This window comes from Micromonospora sp. NPDC005203 (assembly GCF_042872705.1).
GTDB lineage: Bacteria > Actinomycetota > Actinomycetes > Mycobacteriales > Micromonosporaceae > Micromonospora.
Genome location: NZ_JBIAKV010000002.1, coordinates 102214 through 122567 on the forward strand (window position 1 = coordinate 102214; position 20354 = coordinate 122567).

Consider the following 20354-nt stretch of genomic DNA (forward strand, 5'->3'; position numbering starts at 1 on the left):
GGTCTTCTTGGTGGTGGGTGCGTTGGTGGTGTTGCGGGCGTTCTGTTCGCGGAGTTTGCGGGTGCGTTCGGTGACGCAGGTGTCGTAGCCGCCGCATTCCTTGCGGGCCTGGAGGTAGGCGGGGTCGTTGTTGGATCGGTCGGCGCGCGTGGTGGTGGTCTTCTTGGTGTCGGTCTTCTTGGTGGTGGTGGTCTTCTTGGGTGTGGTGTTGTTGCCGGTGGTGGTCTTCTTGGTGGTGGGTGCGTTGGTGGTGTTGCGGGCGTTCTGTTCGCGGAGTTTGCGGGTGCGTTCGGTGACGCAGGTGTCGTAGCCGCCGCACTCGACGCGCGCCTGGCGGTACGCGGGGTCGTTGTTGGACCGGTCGGCCTGCTTCTTGACCTTGGTGTCGAGTTCGCGGAGTTTGCGGGTGCGTTCGGTGACGCAGGTGTCGTAGCCGCCGCACTCGACGCGCGCCTGGCGGTACGCGGCGTCGTTGTTGGACCGGTCGGCCTGCTTCTTGACCTTGGTGTCGAGTTCGCGGAGCTTGCGGGTGCGATCCGTGACGCAGGTGTCGTAGCCGCCGCAGTCCCGGTGGGCCTGGAGGTAGTTGCGGTCGTTCCTGGACCGCTTCGCGATGTTCTCGGCCTCCTCGTACTTGATCAGTGCCGGGGCGATCCGCAGCGCCTCGGTCTGTCGAAAGCCCTTCGACCCGTCGAAGTCACGCCTGGTCTTCTCCCACGGGCTGCGCTCCGGGTACTCGCGGTAGTCGGCGATGATGCGCCGGCGCAGCGCCGGATCCTCCATCGCGCGGTGCAGCAGCTTCTCATCCTTCACCCGGCCGTGCTTGCGGATCTCGTCGGCGATGCCCTGGCCGATCAGCTCGCTGGCGCCGCTGTCGACCCGCGGGCCGCCCGGCCGGAACATCGAGGACCACGGACGCGTCGCCTTCGAGCCGACGGGCCGGGGTCCCTTCGGCTCGGTCCTGGTCGCGCCGGTCGGTGGCTTCTTCGGCCCCTTCGGTTCCTTGGGGCCACGGGCGGTGGTGCCGGAGGTGTCGCCGTCGTCGCCCCTGCGACGGTCGTAGTCGGCCTTCTCCGCCTCGGCCTCGTCCAGCTCCTTCTGGATGACGTCGCGCTTCTTCGCCAGCTCCTTCTTGGCGCCCGGCAGGGCACCCCTCCGCTCGGCCGTGGCCAGATCGCGGTCCAGATCATCGAGCCTGTTCCGCAGCCGGGTGATGGTCCCGTCGTGGTCGGGTTTGGTGGTCTTCGCATCGAGGAAGTCGCGACGGTTGTCGGCGACGTCCTTCCGCTTCTGCGGCAGTTCGGCCGCTGCCTTGGCCCGTTGCTCCGGCGACCGGGTGGTGTCCTTAGCGATCTCCGTCAGCCTCTTCAGCTCTCGCTGGCTCTTCTCGTACTCCCTCTTCAGGCCCGCAAGGCTCTGCTTCGATTTGCGGTAACCCTCCTCGATGTCCTGGGCCAAGGACTGGAGGTCTTTCCAACTGAAGCCGGTCTTGCCCTCCGCCACCCACCCCTCGACCCTCTTGACGGCCAGATTTCCGATGATTTTCTTCATGTAGTTCGGGTCGTCCGGGGTCGGTGAGCCCAGGGCCGAGATGTCGTAACCGAGTTTCGCGAGCATCCGGCGGGCTCGCGACATCGCGTTACGGGATTCGGCCGGGTCCGGTGTCGGGCTGGCCGCCGCCGGGCGCTCGTCCGGATCTCCGGGGGCAGCCGACGCTGCCGAGGCCGGGGCGACAAGCACGAGGCTCGCCGCGACGGCGACCACCGCGACCAGCGGCACCAGCCAACCGCGCACCACCGCCGCCCACCGCGCCAACACCCAGCCGGTCCGCGTGGAACGGCCTTCCGCACGCCTGGTACCCATCACTGCCCTCCAGTTTTCGTCTGCCACGGTCACCCGCCGCCCAGGGCGGCCGGCCGGCCCGGGTCACGACCGGGCCGGTGGGCGCCGCCATCGCGGCCGGCGCTCACTCGTTTCATGACAGCCGTCCCCACCTCGTCCCGGAAGAGCAGCCGCAGGTCGGGACAGTCCCGGACAGCTCTGGACGGGGTCCGGGACGGGCGAGGAGGTGAACGGGTCAGACCGGCTTCAGCGGCCGTCGCGGGGAGCGAAGACGGCGAGCGCCTCGGCGTCACTGTGCCGGGACCGCAGGAATTCCTCGGCCCACTCGGCGGCGTCCGGGAAGGTCGACTCGGCGGCCACCCGGGCGCAGGCGGCGTCGACATCGAAGCGGGTACGGCGGAGCTGGACGCCCGGCCCGAGCAGCGCCCAGTACGCCCCCGCGCCGCCGTACGGCATGCCGAGGCTGCCCGGGTTGACCACCAGACGTCGATCGACAAGCCGGGTGAAGGGCATGTGGGTGTGGCCGCAGACCACCGTCGTCACCTCGGCCGGCACCTCGGCGAACACCTCTGCCCAGCGCTCCATCCGGGTGTCGACGAGGACGACCTCCTCGTCGTCGCGCGGGGTGGCGTGGCAGAACAACGTCGGTCCGAGGCCGTCGATCTCCAGGGTCACCGTCAGCGGAAGTGCGGCCAGCCGATCCAGTTGGTCGTCGCGGAGCTGCTCGGCGGCCCAGTTCGACACCTCGATGGAGGCGGGGCGGCCGGCGCGGGCCTCGACCAGCTCGCGCTCGCAGTTGCCGCCGACCCAGCAGACCCGGTCGCCGAGATCAGCGAGCAGGTCCAACACCTCGACCGGTTGTGGACCGGCCGCGATGTCCCCGGTGAGCACGATCAGATCGGCGGTGGCGACGTCCGGCTCGGCCAGCACGGCCTCCAGCGCGGGCAGCACACCGTGGATGTCGGAGAGGACAGCGACTCGGTTCGGCATCAGCCCACCCTGGCGCTGGCGCCGCGCCGGGTCCAGCGAATCTGCGGCGGGCAGACGACGAAATCCGGCCCGGTCCGCGTACCGCGGGCCGGGCCGGAACGTCGCGGGCGCCGGGGGTGGTAGCCCGGCGCGCCGGGTCAGACGCGGGCGCGCCGGGCCAGGCGCTCCGGGTCCAGGATGATGATGCTCTTGCCGTCCAGGCGCAGCCAGCCACGCGAGGCGAAGTCGGCGAGCGCCTTGTTGACCGTTTCCCGGGAGGCGCCGACGAGCTGGGCGATCTCCTCCTGGGTGAGGTCGTGGGTCACCCGCAGGACGCCACCGTCGCGGGTGCCGAACCGGCCGGCCATCTGGAGCAGGTTCTTCGCGACCCGACCCGGCACGTCCGTGAAGATCAGGTCGGCGAGCGAGTCGTTCGTCCGTCGCAGCCGCCGGGCGAGCACCCGAAGCAGTTGCTCGGCGATCTCCGGGCGGTTGGCCAGCCACGGCCGCAGCGCCTGCTTGCGCAGCCGCACGAGCCGGGTGTCCGTTACCGCGGTGGCGGTCGCCGTACGCGGACCCGGGTCGAAGAGCGACAGCTCACCGACCATGTCCGACGGCCCCATCACCGCGATCAGGTTCTGCCGGCCGTCCGCTGCGCGGCGACCAACCTTGATCTTCCCGGACAGCAGGATATAGAGGCTGTCACCGGGCTCGCCCTCATTGAAAACGATCTCGCCCTTGCGGACTTCGATCGTCTCCATCTCCTTGGCAAGCGCCTCGGCAGCTTCCGGGTCGACACCCTGGAAGATCCCGCTGCGGGCCAGTACCTCGTCCATCGCGCACCTCCGGTTGCGCGTGCCGTCCGTCGGCCGGGTCCGCCGTCCGCTGATCCCCTCGCGCGCCGCCAAGTCTAGGCGCACATGAGCTTGAATCAGAGGTCGCCCCTGGAATCTTGATCGTTGGGCGTAACCTGCCCGACGTGCTGAGCGAGCCAACTCTGACCAGTCGCTCCGAGGGCGGGTGGGACATTCCGCTGCTCGTCTGGCGCGCCGACGGACCTCTGCGGGCCGTCAGCAGCGGCCCGCTGGGCGGTGGAATCGGCGAACGGCACTGGGTGCTGAACGCGACAGTGCCGATGTCGTACGACCGGGACGACCCGGCCGCCCACCTGACCGCGCTCGCCGCCGACCTCGCCCTCGACGGACCCGGCGTTGGTCTGCTGACCGGCGTCGACGTGGCCGAGGTGGTGGCTCGGGCCGACACCGGGGTCCGGGCCTGGGCGACGGTCGGGCTCGGCACGCCGGTGCGCGCGGCCGCGCCGGCTCCGGCCGGGCTCGTCCAGCGGGTCGGCACGGTCAACATCGTGGTGTACGTGCCAGCCCGACTCGCCGACTCGGCACTGATCAACGCGGTGGCCACGGCGACCGAGGCGAAGACCCAGGCGATCACCGACCTCGGACTGCCGGGGACCGGCACCCCGACCGACGCGGTCACCGTGCTCTGCCCGGTCGACGGGCCGGGGGCCGCGTACGGGGGGCCGCGCTCCACCTGGGGCGCCCCGCTCGCCCGAGCGGTGCACGCGGCGGTGCTCGCCGGGGGTGCTCGGGCGGTCGTGCCCTGGTCAGAGCAGCTTGCCGACTGAACTTCCGACCGATCGGCTGTCGTCGGCGCGTTGTCGGCCCGGTAGGGTCGCGAGCGATGTATGCTCCCGCCTCCCTCGCGTCCCGCCCGCGTCCCCGCGTCGTCCTCGGCCTCGCCGGGCTGCTGGCCGTCCTGCTCGTCGCCGGCTGCGGCGACCCCGGCGGGGAGAAGGCTCCCGTCTGGCAGCCCGGTGCCGGCGGCGGTGGCACCGGCGCACCGGTGACCACGGCCGGCCCGGAGGCCACCGGGCCGGCGGACTCCGCCACGGGCGGCGCGATCTCGCTGTCCGCCACCGGCGACATCATCATGGGCAACGCACCGAGCCGGCTGCCCGCCGCCGGCGGCAAGGGCTTCTTCACCTCGGTCACCGAGGCGCTCAAGGCCGACCTGGTGATGGGCAATCTGGAAGAGCCGCTGACCGTGGACACCGGCACCGGCAAGTGCGGTGCCAACTCCACCCGCTGTTTCCAGTTCCGGGCCCCACCGGAGTACGCCGCGCACCTGCGCGACGCCGGCTTCGACGTGCTCAACCAGGCCAACAACCACGGCTACGACTACGGGCCGAAGGGCTACGAGAACACCCAGCAGGCGCTGGAGAAGTACGACCTGCGACACACCGGTGCGCCGGACCAGATCACCGTGGTCGACGTCAAGGGCGTGAAGGTCGCGGTGGCCGGCTTCTCGTCGTACGTCTGGTCCAACAGCCTGGTCGACATCGCCGAGGCGAAGACCGTGGTCGCCAAGGCCGCCACCATGGCCGACGTGGTCGTGGTGCAGGTGCACATGGGTGGCGAGGGGGCGGACAAGACCCGGGTCAAGCCGGGCACCGAGATGTTCCTGGGCGAGAACCGGGGCGACCCGGTCAAGTTCTCCCACGCCATGATCGACGCCGGTGCCGACCTGATCGTCGGACACGGGCCGCACGTGCTGCGCGGCATGGAGTTCTACCAGGGCCGGCTGATTGCGTACAGCCTGGGCAACTTCGCCGGCGGCGGCAACTCGCTGAGCAACGATGGCCGCCTCGGCTGGGGTGGGGTGCTGAAGGTCTCGCTGAAGCCGGACGGCAGCTGGGCCGGTGGCTCGTTCACCTCGACGTACATGAACGACGCCGGTAAGCCGACGATGGACTCGAACGACAGGGGTCTGGGCCTGATCGGCGACCTGAGCGGGAGCGACTTCCCGAAGAGTGGCGCCCGGTTCGACGAGCAGGGCCAGATCTCTCCGCGAACGGGCGGCTGACCCGAGCGGGAACGTCCGGGGCGCGACGTAGGCTGACCGTCGTGACAAGTAGTCCCCCCGGCGCCAGCGAGACCGACCTCGGGCGCACCCGCCGTGCCCGCAAGATCGGCCGGGTGCTGACCGAGACGCATCCCGACGCGCACTGCGAGCTGGACCACTCCAGCGCCCTGGAGCTGTCCGTCGCCACGATCCTCTCCGCGCAGTGCACGGACAAGAAGGTCAACGAGGTCACCCCGAAACTCTTCGCCCGCTATCCGAGCGCCGCCGCGTACGCCGGTGCCGACCGTGGCGAGATGGAGGAGCTGATCCGGCCCACCGGCTTCTACCGCAACAAGACCGACTCGCTGATCAAGCTGGGCCAGGCTCTCCTCGACCGCTACGACGGCAGTGTCCCCGGCCGGCTCGCCGACCTGGTGACGCTGCCCGGGATCGGCCGTAAGACCGCGAACGTGATCCTCGGCAATGCCTTCGACGTTCCCGGCATCACCGTCGACACGCACTTCCAGCGGCTGGTCCACCGGTGGCAGTTGACCAGCGAAACCGACCCGGTCAAGATCGAGCATGCGATCGGCGCGCTGTACCCGAAGCGGGACTGGACCATGCTGTCGCACCGGATCATCTTCCACGGGCGGCGGGTCTGTCACGCCCGCAAACCGGCCTGTGGCGCGTGCACGCTCGCAAAGCTCTGCCCCTCGTACGGCACCGGCCCGACCGAGCCCGCCGCCGCCGCGAAGCTGCTCAAGGGGCCTCGGGCGCGGGACCTGGCGGTGGCCGCTGGCGTCGACCCGGAGCTGGTGCCCGCCCAGGCGGTCGCCGCGGAGGTGCCGTGAACCGTCGCCTCGCCCTGGTGATCCTGCCGCTGCTGACCCTCGCCGGCTGCACCGGTGGCGCCGCCGACGATCCGGCCCCCCGCCGGGCCGCCGCTGAACGACCATCACCGTTCCGGGACTGTTCCATGCTGAGCGCCCGACCCACGGCTGCCTCGCCCGGCTCTGCCCCGACGGCTCCCGCCACGCCCGGCGCCACCGCCCCCGCCGCCACGGGGGGCGCGACGGCCCCCGCCGCCACGGGGGGCGCGACGGCCCCCGCCGCCACGCCCGGCGCGACGGCCCCCGCCACGGCGGCCTCCGCAACCGGCACCGGCGCGACGGCCTCCGCCGCTGGCGGTCAGGCGCTGCCGGAGCTGACGCTGGCCTGCTTCACCGGCGGCGCGCCCGTCGCCCTTCGGGACGTGGCCGGGCCGGTGGTGATCAACGTGTGGGCCTCCTGGTGCCCGCCGTGCCGCAAGGAGCTGCCCGCCTTCCAACGCCTCAGCGAGCGGGCCGCCGGTCAGCTCCAGGTGCTCGGGGTCAACAGTCGGGACAGCCGCGACGGCGCACAGTCCATCGGTGAGGACTTCGGCGTACGGTTCCCGATCCTGGTCGACCAGGGCGACGCGGTGCAACGGGAGTTGCGGCGCAACGCCATCCCGCTGACCCTGTTCGTCGACTCGCAGGGCCGGATCCGGTACGTGGACGCCAGCGGTGCGCTCGACGACGCCCAACTCGCCGCCCTGGTCCGTACGCACCTCGGCCTGGCGGTGTCCGCGTGACCCGTCGACCGCCCGAGTGGATCGAGCCGTTGCTGACCCGGCTCGGCACCGCCCGCGCCGAGGACTTCACCCGGCTGACCACTCCGGCCGAGGGTGGTCGGGAGAGCGCCGTGCTGGTGCTGCTCGGCGAGCAGCCCGGCGTCGGCCCCGACGTGCTGGTCCTGCAACGCGCCGCCACCCTGCGTACCCACGCCGGCCAGCCGGCCTTTCCCGGGGGTGCGGCCGACCCGGAGGACGCCGACGTCCGGGCCACCGCCCTCCGCGAGGCGAACGAGGAGGTCGGCCTCGACCCGACCAGCGTGACCGTACTGGCGGAGCTGCCGAAACTGTGGATCCCGGTCAGCGACTTCGTGGTCACCCCGGTGCTGGCCTGGTGGCACGACCCGCACCCGGTGCACCCCCGGGAGCCGGCCGAGGTGGCGCACGTGGCCCGTCTGCCGGTGAGCGAGCTGGTCGACCCGGCCAACCGGCTGCGGGTCCGCCACCCGAGCGGCTGGATCGGCCCGGCGTTCTCCGCACGGGGGATGCTCGTCTGGGGCTTCACCGCCGGGGTGCTGGCCACCCTCTTGGAGATGGGCGGGTGGGCTCGGCCGTGGCCGCGTGAGCGGGTGGTGGAGCTGCCGCCGAGTGGAGCGGCCCCAGCCCCGTCGGCGGGCACCGACGACGCCGACGAGAGTGCCCTGCGCTGACCGCGCCCTCACTTTCCGCAAGCGATGGTCATCCGGTGGGCACACTGCCCGTACGCTTGACCCGTGTCGGTCGTGGATCTGCTGCTGCTCCTGCTCATGCTCCTGTTCGCGATCAGCGGATACCGTCAGGGCTTCGCCATCGGCATTCTGTCGCTCGCCGGGTTCTTTCTGGGCCTGCTGCTGGGCCTCCAGCTCGGGCCGCTGTTCGCCAGGCAGTTCGCGGATCCCGTCGCCCGGGTGCTGATCTCGCTGGTGGCGATCTTCGGCCTGGCAGTGATCGGGCAGGCACTCGCCGGCTGGCTCGGCTCCCGTCTGCGTAAGACGATCACCAGTGAGGTGGGCAGGCGGGCCGACGACATCGGCGGAGCCGTCGTCTCACTGCTCGCGGTGCTCCTGTTCGCCTGGCTGATCGCCGTGCCGTTCGGCTCGTCCGCGGTGCCCGGGATCGCCGCTGCGGTGCGCAACAGCGCGCTGATCACGGTGGTGAACCGGGTCCTGCCCAACCAGGCCCACGATCTGACCACGGCATTGCAGGACACTCTCGACACCGACGGGTTCCCGGACGTCTTCGGTGACCTCGCGCCCACGCGCGCCCGGCAGGTCGAGCCGCCCGACCCGGCACTGGCCGGCTCACAGGTGGTGGTCAACGGGCAGCGGTCGGTCGTCAAGGTGCTCGGCTCCGCGCCCAGCTGTTCACGCCGCATCGAGGGTTCCGGCTTCGTCTATGCCGACGACCGGGTGATGACCAACGCCCACGTCGTCGCCGGGACCCGCTCGGTCGCCGTGGAACTGGGCGGCGAGCGGTACGACGGCAAGGTGGTGGTCTACGACCCGGACCGGGACCTGGCCGTGCTCCTCGTACCCGGACTGCCCGGTCCGTCCCTGCGCTTCGCCGCCGGTAACGCGGGCAGCGGCGCCGACGCCATCGTGCTCGGCTTCCCGCTCGACGGCCCCTACAACGCGCAGTCGGCGCGGATCCGCGACGTCGACCGGATCAAGGGACCGGACATCTACTCCGACGGTGACGTCACCCGGGAGATCTACACGATCCGGGCGCTGGTCCGCAGCGGCAACTCGGGAGGTCCGCTGCTCTCCGCCAACGGCCTGGTGCTCGGCGTGATCTTCGCGGCGGCGGTTGACGACTCGAACACCGGCTTCGCGGTGACCGCGGCCGAGGCCCGCCCGGTCGCGCTGGCCGGTGCCGAGCGTAACCGGCAGGTCGGCACCGGCGAGTGCACCTGACCGCCGTGCGGGGTCAGCTGGGAGTCGGCGCGGCTCGTCGCGCGGCCGGCAGCTTGGCCCGCCCCCACCGCAGCCCGCGGTCCAGCACGGCACGGGCCATGATCGCCACGCAGGTGCCGCCGTTGAGGAAGGACGCCACCACGTCGCTCGGGTGGTGCATCCCCCGATACATCCGGGTCAACGCCACGCCCAGCGGCACCATCAGCAGCAGCGTCCACCAGGCGACCTTCGCCCCGGTGCTGCGGACCCGCAGCGCCATCAGCACGGCGATGCCGACGTAGAGTGCCACCGCCGCCGAGGTGTGCCCGGACGGGAAACTCGACGTGGGCGGCGAGACGTCCATGTGCTCCACCGCCGGCCGTTGCCTGTCGATCACCATCGTGGTCAGCAGGAACACCAGCGCCTGGGCGGTGACCGCCGCGCACAGGAACAGGGGCTCCCGCCAGCGCTTCAGCCAGAGCCGCAGCGCCAGCGCCACCAGCACGGTGACCACGACGATCATCTGGGTGCTGGCCAGCGTGCTGAACACCAGCGAGACGTCGTTCCAACCGCCGGTGCGGTCACCGGCGAACTCCCGATTCACCGCGTCCTCGACGGTGAACGGCCAGGTCCGGGCGAGCACCCGGGTGACCAGCACTCCGAGCAGCACCATGACGCCGAACAGGAGGGACACCGGCAGGAGCACCCGCCGGACGATCTGGACCACGGTGTCGGGCATGGGCCGGCCAATACCCGTTCGACGTCGTCGGCACGCCTCAGGCCGCGTCGGGATGCCGCTCGATCTCGGGAGCGACGCCGTCGCGGGCCGGCCGGACCGGTCGCAGGCCGGTGTGTGCCCGCCAACTGGTGAACGCGGCGGTGGTCGCCGCGACCACCGCCACGCCGAGCAGCCAGCCGCCGAGCACGTCGCTGCTGAAGTGCACGCCGAGCGCCACCCGGCTCAGCCCGGTCACCACGGTGAGCAGCAGCGCGCCGACCCAGAGCGCGATCCGTGCCACTCCCCGGCCGACGTACGGCAGAAACACCAGCAGCAGCACCCCGGCGGTCAGGGTGGCGTTCAGCGCGTGACCGGAGGGGAACGAATAGCCGGCGGCCCGCGCCACCGGGTCGAGCAGCTCCGGTCGGTCCCGGCCGACGAGCAGCTTCAGCAACGGGCCGAACAGCCCACCCACCACCATGGTGGTGGTCGCCCACAGGGCCAGTCGGCGGGCTCCCCGGCGCAGCAGCCAGATCACCACGAGCAGGGTGACGGCCCGCAGCGGCATCGGCGCGAACACCTCGCTCCAGGTGTGCATCAGCACGACCCAGGCCGGGTGGTCGACGGCGTGACCGTGCAGCGCCTCGGTGACCGCCGTGTCCAGCCGGTGCAGCGGTGCCCAGGCGCCGAGCACCAGCAGCGCGAGCAGCGCGAAAGGCACGAGCACCAGGAACGCCGCCGTCGCGGCCAGGGTGAGCCGCAGCCCGAGCGAATGGTCGGGGTCGAGTCGGCGGTGCCGCCAGGACGGGTGCCGGGCGGTGCCGAGGGTACGTGGGCCGGGCGCGCTCATGCGAACCGTTCTACCCCACCGTCCGGCCGGTCAGGCCTGCCGGTGGGCCCCGATCACCGGGACCGCTGGCGGAGCCGGCGCACCAGCAGGGTGGCGCCGCCGGTCAGGGCGACGAGAAGCATGAACCCGGTCCACAGTTGCTCCGGTGCCGACGTGTCCTCGCCACCAGCCGCCCGGGCCGTCCACCGGCTCTGCTGACGAGGAGCGGCGAGACCGAGCGGATTGCTGCCGGCGCCGGCCACCGAGTCGTCAGCCGAGCCGGGTGCCGGACCGAAGCCGGTCACCCCCGGCGACGTCTGATCGTCGAGCGGGTTCGCGGTCACCGGTGGCACGTCGGCGCTCAACGCGGCCACCGGGTCGACCATCCCGTACCCGAAGCGGTCGTCCCGGCCGGTCGGCCCGAGGTCCCGGGCGGTGGTCAGCAAGCGGTTGACCACCTCACCCGCGGACATCTGGGGATAGCGGGACCGGACCAGCGCGGCGGTGGCCGCCACCAGTGGCGCGGCGAAGCTGGTGCCCTGCACCCGCCAGTACCCGCTCGGGGGTTTGGCGCCGACCAGCCCGGTGGCGGGGGCGCTGAGCACCGTCGCCCGGCCGGTGATCGACCCGGACCACAGGTCCTCGCTGTTGCGCTCCAGGCCGGCGACCGCGATCACCCCCGGCTCACGCGCCGGATACCACACCTTGGTGCTGCTGGAGGTGGCCAGGTTGCCGGTGCAGGCGACCACGACCACGTCCCGGACGAACGCGTAGTCCAGGGCCGCCGCCAGGGCGGGGCTGTCGCCGCTGCCGCCCAACGACAGGTTGATCACGCGGGCGCCGTGATCGACCGCCCAGCGGACCCCCTGGGCCACGATCAGCGCGTCGTCGTAGCGGTTGTCCTCGTCGAGCACCCGGACCGGCAGGATCCGCGCGTCCGGCGCGAGCCCGACCACACCCCGCTTGTCGTCCCTGCGGCCGGCGATCAGGCCGGCGACTGTCGTGCCGTGCCCCACCGGATCTGGTCCCGCGCCGCCGCTGGAGCCGACCAGATCCTGACCGGGCAGCACCTGGCCGACCAGGTCCGGATGACTGCCGTCCACCCCGGAGTCGACCACCGCGACGGTCACGCCCCGGCCGGTCGAGCTGCGCCAGGCCGTCTCGGCCTGCAACTCGTCGAGCTGCCACTGCTCGTCGCGGACCTGATCGGTGCGAGCGATCGAGTCGCCGGGGGCGAACATCGTCGGCCCGCCGGCCAACTGGCCGCCGTGGCTGGGCGCGGCCACGGGCACGGCCGCCGCGGTCGGCGCGACGACGGCGAGCGCCGCGGCCGCACCGAGCAGCGCCCGGACGGTCGCCCGTCGGGCGGCCGACGGACCGCTGTGCCGCACCCCTGTCACATCCCCAGCCATTCATCCCGACAGAACCATGACGATCGGAGATTACCGGTTTCCCCACCCGCCACGGGAAGAACCGGCGAGTCGGGTCATTGTGGCGGCAGTTGTGCGAGCTGAACGAGGCGTACGCCCTCCCGCCGGGTGACCAACCGACCACGCCCCGGCGGCAGCGGCCCCGGCCGCACCGGCCCGACGAGCGCACCCTCCTCCGGGCTGCCCGCCATCACCAGACCGGCGGTGGAAAGCTCCCGCAGCCGTTGCACGATCGGCTCGTACTGGGCCCGGCCCGCGCCACCGGACCGGCGGGCCAACACCAGGTGCAGCCCGACGTCCCGGGCGTGCGGCAGGTGCTCCTCCAGCGCCCGCAGCGGGTTGGCCGGCCCGGCCGCCACCAGGTCGTAGTCGTCGACGAGCACGAACAGCTCCGGCCCGGACCACCAGGATCGATCCCGCAGTTGTGGCCCGGTGACCTCCGGCCCGGGGGCACGCCGCTCCAGGTAACCGGCGGCCGACTCGACAAGCTCGGCGGTGTGCGCCGCGGCGGTGCCGTACCCGATCAGGTGCGGCGTCTCGATGGCGCCGAGCAGGCTGCGCCGGTAGTCGACCAGGATCACCCGGGCCTGCTCGGGGGTGAACCGGGTGGTGATCGACGAGGCCAGCGCGCGCAGGAACGACGACTTGCCGCACTCCGAGTCCCCGAAGACCACGAAGTGTGGCTCGGTGGCGAAGTCGAGCCACACCGGCCGCAGGTCCGCCTCCGCGATCCCGATCGGCAACCGCAGCCCGGACGTCGCGGTCAGGTCCATTTCGTCGTACGGCAGCACCGGCGGAAGCAGCCGCACCCGGGGCGCCGACGGGCCACCCCAACTGCCGGCGACCCGTTTGACCAGATCGGCGGTGTCCCCGTTATCGGCGAGCTGGGGCAGCGCGGTGAGGAAGTGCAGGCCCTCCGCGGTCACTCCCCGACCGGAGCGCTCCGGCACGTTGGCGGCGGCACGCCGGGCCACCAGCGAGTCGGACGGATCGCCGAGGCGCAGTTCCAGCCGGGAGCCGAACAGGTCCCGGATCGCCGGCCGGAAGTCCAGCCAGCGCAGCGCGGTGGCGACCACGTGCAGCCCGTACGACAGTCCCCGGGTGGCCAGGTCGGTGACCAGCGGTTCCAGATCGTCGTACTCGCCCCGGACCGTAGTCCAACCGTCGATCACCAGGAACACGTCGCCGAACGGATCGGCCCCGAGCTGGCTGGTCGTTGGAGCTGCGGCCCGCCGCTGCCGGTACGCGGCCATCGACTCCACGCCCAACTCCGCGAACCGGCGTTCCCGATCGGCCAGCACGGTGCTCATCTCGCCGACGGTGCGCCGGACGGCGGTCGGGTCGGCCCGACCGGTCACCCCACCCACGTGCGGAAGGTCGCGCAACGCGGCCAGCCCGCCGCCACCGAAGTCCAGGCAGTAGACCTGCACCTCGACCGGGGTGTGGGTGAGCGCCAACGCGCAGATCAGCGTACGCAGCGCGGTGGACTTGCCGCTCTGTGGCGCACCGACCACCGCGACGTGCCCGGCTGCCCCGTCCAGCGTCAGCCAGAGCAGGTCCCGGCGCTGCTCCAACGGCTTGTCCACGACGGCCAGTGGCACACCCAGCGAGCCGTGCAGCTCCGGGTTGCCCACGCTGAGCCCGCGCTCCTGGTCCACCTCGACCGGGCCGAGCAGCTCATCCAGGGCCGGTGGCGGACCGAGCGGCGGGAGCCAGACCTGGTGCGCTGGTGGACCCTGCCCGACGAGCCGGTCCACCAGCAGGTCGAGCAGTGTCTCCCGGTCCTCCTCCTCCGCCGCGGCGGGCACGACCGGGGTCGCCGGTTCGGGCACCGGCACCACGTGGGTGGTGAAGGTGAGTAGCCGGGCACCCCCCTCGGCCGCGACGCCGGCCGGCGCGGTCTGCCGGCGGACCGCACCGGAGACGTACGCGGCCTTGAACCGGGCCAGCGGGTCGGTGCCGGCGCGCAGGTAGCCGTGCCCCGGCGAGCGGGGCAGCTCGTGCGCGTCCGGCACCCCGAGCACCGTGCGCGACTCCAACGCGGAGAAGGTTCGCAACCCGATCCGGTACGACAGGTGGGTGTCCAGCCCACGGAGCCGCCCCTCCTCCAGCCGCTGGCTGGCGAGCAGCAGGTGCACGCCGAGCGACCTGCCCAGCCGGCCGATCTGCACGAACAGGTCGATGAAGTCGGGCTTGGCGGAGAGCAGTTCGGAGAACTCGTCGCAGATCAGCAGCAGCGACGGCAGCGGGGCCAGTGGGCTGCCGGCCGCCCGGGACCGCTCGTAGTCGCGCACGCTGGCGAAATTGCCGGCGCGGCGCAGCAGTTCCTGCCGGCGGACCAACTCCCCGTTGATCGCGTCGACCATTCGGTCGACCAGGGGCAACGCGTCGGCCAGGTTCGTGATCACCGCCGCGGTGTGCGGCAACCTGTCGAACGAGGCGAAGGTGGCGCCACCCTTGAAGTCGACGAGCACGAAGTTGAGCTGCTCAGAGCTGTGCGTGGCGGCGAGCCCCAGCACCAGCGTGCGGAGCAGCTCGGACTTGCCGGAGCCGGTCGCCCCGATGAGCAGGCCGTGCGGTCCCATCCCGTCCTGGGCGGACTCCTTGAGGTCCAGCTCGATCGCGCCGCCATCCGCACCCACCCCGATCGGCACCCGCAGCCGGTCCCGTGCCGAGCGCGGCAGCCAGCCCTGCTCAGCGGTGAAGCTCTGCGGGTCACCGAGCCCGAGTAGTTCGGGAAGGCCCAGGTCGGCCTGGAGCGGGGCGTCCGGTCCGCGGGCCGCGCCGGCGAGCCGCAGCGGCGCCAACCGTCGGGCGACCGCCTCGGCGTCGGCGAGGTCCAACTGATCGGCGGTGCCCACCTCGGCGTGCCCGTCGGACGACCACGAGTGCAGCCGTCGGTCGTGCAACTCCAGCAGCAGCGCGTACCTGTCGAGCAGCCGGGGCGGCGGAGTGTCCAGGTCCAGCACGGTGAGCGCATCGATGCCGCCGTCACCGGTCAGGTCACTGGCGCCGGTCAGGTCGCCGCCGTCGAGCACCACCACCACGTGCGGGCCGTCGGTGGCGGGTCCGGCCGGGCTGAACCGCGACCGGCTGGCCAGCACGTCGGCGAGCAGCCGTTCCAACTCGGCGGCGGAGCTGGTGACCAGCCGTACCGGGCCGAGCGCGTCGGTGCGGCTCGGATGGTGGGCGTGCGGGAGCCACTTCACCCACTCCCAGCAGGCCCGGCGTTCCGGTCCCGCGCAGACGGCGACGAGCAGCTCGTCGGGGGCGTGGAAGACCGCGAGCTGGGTCAGCACCGCCCGGACCAGCGCCTGCGCCGCCGGGTCGCCGGTGGGTGGCCCGCCGGTGGTCGGGGCGCCGCCACCGCTCCGGCTGGCGGGCCGCACGTGCACCCGGGCGAAGCTGCGCAACGACAGGGCCACCGGCAGGTCCGGCACCACGGAGTACGCGTCCAGAAAGCGGCGCAACGCGCCGGCGGTCATCGGCTCCAGCTCCTCCAGCGGCCGGGTGACGGGTGGGACGAGCGGGGTGGCCAGGGTCTGCGGCCCGACGGCGACCCGGACCACCGCGAAGTCCGGGTCGGCGGGACGTCGTTCCCAGACCCGGTGACTGTCCACAGTCGACCAGAGCCCGCCCGGGTCCGGGTGCCGGTAGTAGAGCCCGGCCCGCTGCTGGCCCGCGGTGCGTCGGACCCGCCGCCGTAGCGTGGCCAGGTGGCGCAGGTACTCCCGGCGGGCGGCCATCATCTCGGACTTCTTCGGTGTGCCGGAGGCGCTGCCCCAGGAGGTCACCAGCATCGCCAACGAGGAGAGGCCGAACATCCCACCCACCACGTACGAGTAGGCGCCGCCGCCCCGGCCGAACATCATCGCCATCGCGACCGTACCGCCGAGCATCGGCAGCAGCATGAGCATCTGCTGCCACCGCCCACCGGTCACCACGGGGATCTCCGGCGGTGCCTCGACCGGCAGTTCGCCGGCGGGAATCTCCGGCGCCGGTCGACGTGGTGGGCGCTTGATGACGACTGTCGACACTCGGCCTCCTGACTGCGCTGGGTAACCCGAGCCGGACTCATGGTAGGTAAAGTCCTGTCGTCCGCACAGCCTCCGATCCCTCCGAGATGGAGACCAGTCGATGACTACCGGTCTGGCCCGCGTCACCATCAGCGCGCCACAACGACGGGTGGACGTCGCCCTGCCAGAGCAGGTGCCTCTCGCCGAGCTGCTGCCCGACGTGCTCCGGCACGCCGGCGTCGGGCTGGCCGACGACGGCGAACAGCACGGCGGTTGGGTTCTACGCCGCACCGACGGCGCGCTGCTGACGACCGCACAGGCACTGCTGCCCCAAGGGGTCCGCGACGGTGAGGTGCTGCACCTCGTGCCGGCCCGCGCGCACTGGCCCGAGCTGGAGTACGACGACGTGGTCGAGGCGATCGCCGACGGTGCCCGCCGCCGCGGCGGCGCCTGGTCGCCCACCGCCACCCGGGCCGCCGGTCTCGCCGGTGCGGCCGTCCCGCTCACCGTCGGGCTGCTCGCCCTGCTCGTCGGCGGCCCGACGTACCGGGCTGGCTGGCTGGCCGCCGCCGTGGTGGCGCTGCTGCTCACCGTGGCCGGTGCGGTCGCCTCCCGCGCCAACGGCGACGGCACCGCCGGGGCGACACTCGGCGGCTACGCGCTGCCGTACGCGTTCACGGCCGGCGCACTCGCGGTCGGCTCCGGCGACCCGGTCGGGCCGTTCGGGCCGGTCCGCTGGGTGGGCGCGCCCGAGCTGCTGGCCGGCTCGGTGGCGCTGTCACTGGTGGCGCTGATCGGCCTGCTCGGAGTGGCCAGCCGGCTACGGGTCTTCGTGGCCGGTGTGACGGTTGGCCTGATCGGTGCCGGCGCGGCGCTCGGTGGGCTGCTGCTCAGCCCGGCCGGCGCGGCGGCGGTGCTGCTCAGCGCCCTGGTCTTCGCCGTCGGCGTGATCCCGCTGCTGGCCATCCGGCTGGGCAAACTCCCCCTGCCGCCGATCACCCTGCCGACCTCGACCTCCAGCGAGGGGCCGGAGCGATCCCGGGATCTGCCGGACCGGAGCCGGGTGAACGCGGCGGTGACCCGCACCGAGGAGGTGCTCACCGGGATGTTGATCGGGCACGCCCTGCTGGCGGTGGCCGCCGCGGTCGTACTCGGGGTTGCCGGCACGGCGGCCGGCTGGGTGCTGCTGGCGGTCACCTCGGCCGTGCTGCTGCTGCGTTCGCGGCTGTTCGTGGCGTTGCGGCACCGGCTTCCCACGGTGCTGGCCGGGCTGGCCGGCTACACCGTGCTGGGCGTGGTGCTCGTTGGCCGGGCCGACGACGTCGGGCGGTTGGCGCTGGTCCTGGGCGGTGCGGCGTTGGCCCTGGTGGCTGCCGCCAGCGGCACCGGATACGCCCGCCGGCCGGTCTCGCCGTACCTCGGAAGGGTCGCCGACCTCATCGACACGGCCCTGGCGGTCGCCGTGGTGCCGATCGCCTGCGCGGTGCTCGACCTGTACGAACGGGCCCGAGGGCTGCTCGGTTGAGCGGCCCTCGGGCCCGGTGCGTCAGGGGTACGTTAGTGCATGGATTCGCCGCGCGCCTCGGCGTCCCTGGCCCGCTGGTACGAGGCATGGACCTCGGCCTCGGCCTCGGTGCGGCCGACCCAGGTCGCGCCCTCCACCGACTTGCCGGGCTCCAGATCCTTGTACACCTCGAAGAAGTGCTGGATCTCCAACCGGTCGAACTCGCCCAGGTGGTGGATGTCGCGCAGGTGCTCCTGGCGTGGGTCCTCGTAGGGCACGCAGAGGACCTTGTCGTCCCCGCCCTTTTCGTCGGTCATCCGGAACATGCCGATGGTGCGGCAGCGGATGAGGCAACCCGGGAAGGTCGGCTCGGGGACCAGCACCAGAGCGTCCAGCGGGTCGCCGTCCAAGCCCAGCGTGCCCTCGATGAACCCATAGTCCGCCGGGTACTGGGTTGAGGTGAAAAGGGTGCGGTCCAGCCGGATGCGACCGGTCTTGTGGTCCACCTCGTACTTGTTCCGGTGACCCTTGGGGATCTCAACCGTCACGTCGAAATCCATCTGCACGCTCCCTCGTCTGCCCACGCTGGCTAACGGAACCAATGGCGGCCCCTCCGGACAGGTGAATGCCCACCCGCCGACTCCGGCCGCCGCATAGTCTTCGGACCGAAGTAGTGTCACCCAAGCCGATTTTCGCTGGGGGAGGAGGGGGTCGTGGGGAGGGAAGATTCACACTACCGCCCGGACGGGGGCTCCGCGCACGGTACCGGACGATCCGGCTCCGGCGGCGCCACGGGCCGGGTTCCGGTGCCGGAGGCCCACCTGCCCCGGGCTCCCGAGCCGGGGACGCCGGCAACCGGGACGCCCCCACCAATGCCCTGGCGGCCCCCCGGCTCGACCCCGCCCACCCCGAACAACGGCCGCTTCCCGGTAGCCGGCGGTGACCGGCCGACGAGCGGCCCGCCGCGCGGCAGCGCGTCCGTCCCGGTGAGTCCGGCTCCGCCCGGCCCGACCTCGGGTGGCCCGTCGCGCGGGAGCGCGTCCGTCCCGGTCAGTCCGGCTCCGCCCGGTGCGTGGCCCGGCCCGACCGCCACCCCCGGTGGCGCCCCACCGCTGGGTCCGCCGATCTCCGCGTTGCCGTCGCCCGCCGGTGCCGCGCCGGCCCCCGCACCGGTCGCCCCCGCTCGTCGGCGGCGGCTGCCGGTGGTGTTGGCCGTCGTGCTGCTGCTGGTGCTCGCCGGTGTCGGCGTCGTCGTCGTCCGACCCGGGCCGGTCGCTGGATGGCTGGGCAACGACGCCGGGTCCGCGCCGAACGCCGTGGGCGCGACCCCGGAGCCGGACCCGGCGGACGTGCTGTCCGGCCCGGACCCGAACGCTCCGGTACCCACCCCGGACGGGGTTCGTGCCGCGCTCGACCCACTTGTCGGGGTCGCCGCCCTGGGCGATCGGGTGAACGTCTCGGTGGCCGATGTCAGCTCCGGCCAGACGCTGTTCGACAAGGGGGCGGACGACGGCACCGTGCCCGCCTCGGTGACCAAACTGGCGACCGCGGTCACGGCACTGGCAGCCCGGGGACCCGGCTACCGGATCCCCACTCGCGCCGTGGCCGGCACGAAGGCCGGCGAGGTGGTGATCATCGGTGGTGGCGATCCCACCCTCGCGATCGACAAGAAGGGCTACTACCCGGGCGCGGCGCGGCTCGACGAGTTGGCCGCCCAGGTGCGTACGGCGCTCGGCGGCACCACCCCGACCAGTGTCACCGTCGACGGTTCGGTCTACTCCGGCCCGGTCTATGGTCCGGGCTGGGACGACGACATCCCCACCGGTGGCTCCGGTGGCGCGGTGACGGCGTTGATGACCGACGGCGCACGCCGGGATCCGAGCGTCCCGCACGGGGCCGCAGCGCGGTTCGCCGAGCCGGACCTGGCCGCCGGCAAGGCGTTCGCCCGGCTGCTCGGCGTGTCGGGCGACGCTGTGAAGCGGGGCACGGCACCGGCGCCCGCCGCGGGCGGTGGCACCCCGGCGCCGGGCACCGAACTGGGTGCGGTGCAGTCGCCGCCGATGATCCGGCTGGTCGACATCATGATCAGCGAGAGTGACAACCTGGTGGCCGAGGCGTTGGCCCGTCAGGTCGCGATGGCCCGCAACCAGCCGGCCTCGTTCGACGGTGGCGCCGCCGCGATGGACGCGGAGGTGGCCGAGTTGGGCCTGCCCGCCGACGAGATCACCCTGTCCGACGGCAGCGGGCTGTCCCGCAACAACCGGATCAGCCCGTCGTTGCTGACCGACCTGATCCGACTGGCCGCCAGCCCGGATCATCCGGAGTTGGCGGGCGTCTTCGGCGGTCTGCCGGTGGGCGGCTGGTCGGGGACCCTGGACGAGCGCTACCGCACCGCCGCCGGCACCGCCGCCGGGGCGGGCAGCGTCCGGGCGAAGACCGGCACACTGACCGCCGTGCACTCCATTGCGGGCCTGGTCACCACCGCCGATGGTCGGCTACTCACCTTCGCGGTGCTCACGGATCGGGTGCCGGGCGGAAAGGAGACCGCCCAACCGGCGCTGGATCGGATCACCGCCGCGCTGGCCGGCTGCGGCTGCCGCTGACCGGCACTGCGGCCCTACCGGGGGACGCCCTCGCCGTGGATCGGGATCGCGAGCGCGGGCCG

The 20354-nt window shown here is 72.7% G+C and carries 16 protein-coding genes; 8 read left to right on the top strand and 8 right to left on the bottom strand.

Features of this window, described 5'->3' with window-relative positions:
* The 3 genes from ACFYPM_RS05670 to ACFYPM_RS05680 all read right to left on the bottom strand — a co-directional run.
* Positions 1-1863 (bottom strand): hypothetical protein (locus ACFYPM_RS05670; protein WP_387191639.1); only part of this gene is annotated, 1863 nt, incomplete at its 3' end.
* Positions 1864-2088: 225 nt separating this feature from the next.
* Positions 2089-2832: a metallophosphoesterase family protein gene (locus ACFYPM_RS05675; protein ID WP_387191641.1), complete on the bottom strand. Its 744-nt coding sequence runs from the start codon at positions 2830-2832 to the stop codon at positions 2089-2091.
* Positions 2833-2969: 137 nt separating this feature from the next.
* Positions 2970-3647, bottom strand: a complete 678-nt coding sequence (locus ACFYPM_RS05680) for a Crp/Fnr family transcriptional regulator (RefSeq protein WP_110563686.1) — start codon at positions 3645-3647, stop codon at positions 2970-2972.
* Positions 3648-3790: 143 nt separating this feature from the next.
* On the opposite strand from ACFYPM_RS05680, the gene ACFYPM_RS05685 reads away from it, so the two are divergent.
* From ACFYPM_RS05685 to ACFYPM_RS05710, 6 genes are all read left to right on the top strand, one after another.
* The gene (locus tag ACFYPM_RS05685) at positions 3791-4453 is read left to right on the top strand and encodes an adenosylcobinamide amidohydrolase (RefSeq protein WP_387191642.1); all 663 of its coding nucleotides are present in this window, start codon (positions 3791-3793) and stop codon (positions 4451-4453) included.
* A gap of 56 nt (positions 4454-4509) precedes the next feature.
* Positions 4510-5691, top strand: coding sequence for a CapA family protein (locus tag ACFYPM_RS05690; RefSeq protein WP_387191644.1), 1182 nt, complete (start codon positions 4510-4512; stop codon positions 5689-5691).
* 41 nt (positions 5692-5732) lie between these two features.
* A complete protein-coding gene (nth, locus tag ACFYPM_RS05695; protein ID WP_387191646.1) occupies positions 5733-6521 on the top strand; it encodes an endonuclease III in 789 nt (262 codons plus the stop codon).
* On the top strand, positions 6518-7282 hold the full coding sequence (locus tag ACFYPM_RS05700; protein ID WP_387191648.1) for a TlpA family protein disulfide reductase: 765 nt from the start codon (positions 6518-6520) through the stop codon (positions 7280-7282). The genes nth and ACFYPM_RS05700 overlap by 4 nt, the downstream gene beginning before the upstream one ends.
* Entirely contained in the window at positions 7279-7971 is a 693-nt protein-coding gene (locus ACFYPM_RS05705; RefSeq protein ID WP_357252925.1) for a CoA pyrophosphatase, read from the top strand. Before ACFYPM_RS05700 ends, ACFYPM_RS05705 begins: the two co-directional genes overlap by 4 nt.
* A 63-nt stretch (positions 7972-8034) precedes the next feature.
* Entirely contained in the window at positions 8035-9213 is a 1179-nt protein-coding gene (locus ACFYPM_RS05710; protein WP_387191650.1) for a MarP family serine protease, read from the top strand.
* A gap of 13 nt (positions 9214-9226) precedes the next feature.
* Here the strand turns inward: ACFYPM_RS05710 and ACFYPM_RS05715 are convergent, their stop codons facing one another.
* From ACFYPM_RS05715 to eccCa, 4 genes are all read right to left on the bottom strand, one after another.
* Positions 9227-9931: a phosphatase PAP2 family protein gene (locus tag ACFYPM_RS05715; protein ID WP_387191652.1), complete on the bottom strand. Its 705-nt coding sequence runs from the start codon at positions 9929-9931 to the stop codon at positions 9227-9229.
* Between the two features lie 37 nt (positions 9932-9968).
* Complete coding sequence (locus tag ACFYPM_RS05720) at positions 9969-10760, bottom strand: phosphatase PAP2 family protein (RefSeq protein ID WP_387191654.1); 792 nt, start codon at positions 10758-10760, stop codon at positions 9969-9971.
* 53 nt (positions 10761-10813) lie between these two features.
* Positions 10814-12151 carry a type VII secretion-associated serine protease mycosin gene (gene mycP / locus ACFYPM_RS05725; protein WP_387191656.1) on the bottom strand — a complete coding sequence of 446 codons (1338 nt, stop codon included), beginning with the start codon at positions 12149-12151 and terminating at the stop codon, positions 10814-10816.
* Between the two features lie 74 nt (positions 12152-12225).
* Positions 12226-16206 carry a type VII secretion protein EccCa gene (gene eccCa, locus ACFYPM_RS05730; protein ID WP_387191658.1) on the bottom strand — a complete coding sequence of 1327 codons (3981 nt, stop codon included), beginning with the start codon at positions 16204-16206 and terminating at the stop codon, positions 12226-12228.
* A 100-nt stretch (positions 16207-16306) separates the two neighbouring features.
* Between eccCa and eccD the strand changes: the two genes are divergently transcribed.
* Positions 16307-17710: a type VII secretion integral membrane protein EccD gene (eccD, locus tag ACFYPM_RS05735; protein ID WP_387191660.1), complete on the top strand. Its 1404-nt coding sequence runs from the start codon at positions 16307-16309 to the stop codon at positions 17708-17710.
* A gap of 32 nt (positions 17711-17742) precedes the next feature.
* Here eccD and ACFYPM_RS05740 read toward each other — a convergent pair whose 3' ends face one another.
* The gene (locus ACFYPM_RS05740) at positions 17743-18249 is read right to left on the bottom strand and encodes an inorganic diphosphatase (protein ID WP_357857125.1); all 507 of its coding nucleotides are present in this window, start codon (positions 18247-18249) and stop codon (positions 17743-17745) included.
* A 312-nt stretch (positions 18250-18561) separates the two neighbouring features.
* Between ACFYPM_RS05740 and dacB the strand changes: the two genes are divergently transcribed.
* Positions 18562-20292, top strand: a complete 1731-nt coding sequence (dacB, locus tag ACFYPM_RS05745) for a D-alanyl-D-alanine carboxypeptidase/D-alanyl-D-alanine-endopeptidase (protein ID WP_387191663.1) — start codon at positions 18562-18564, stop codon at positions 20290-20292.
* Positions 20293-20354: the final 62 nt, after the last annotated feature.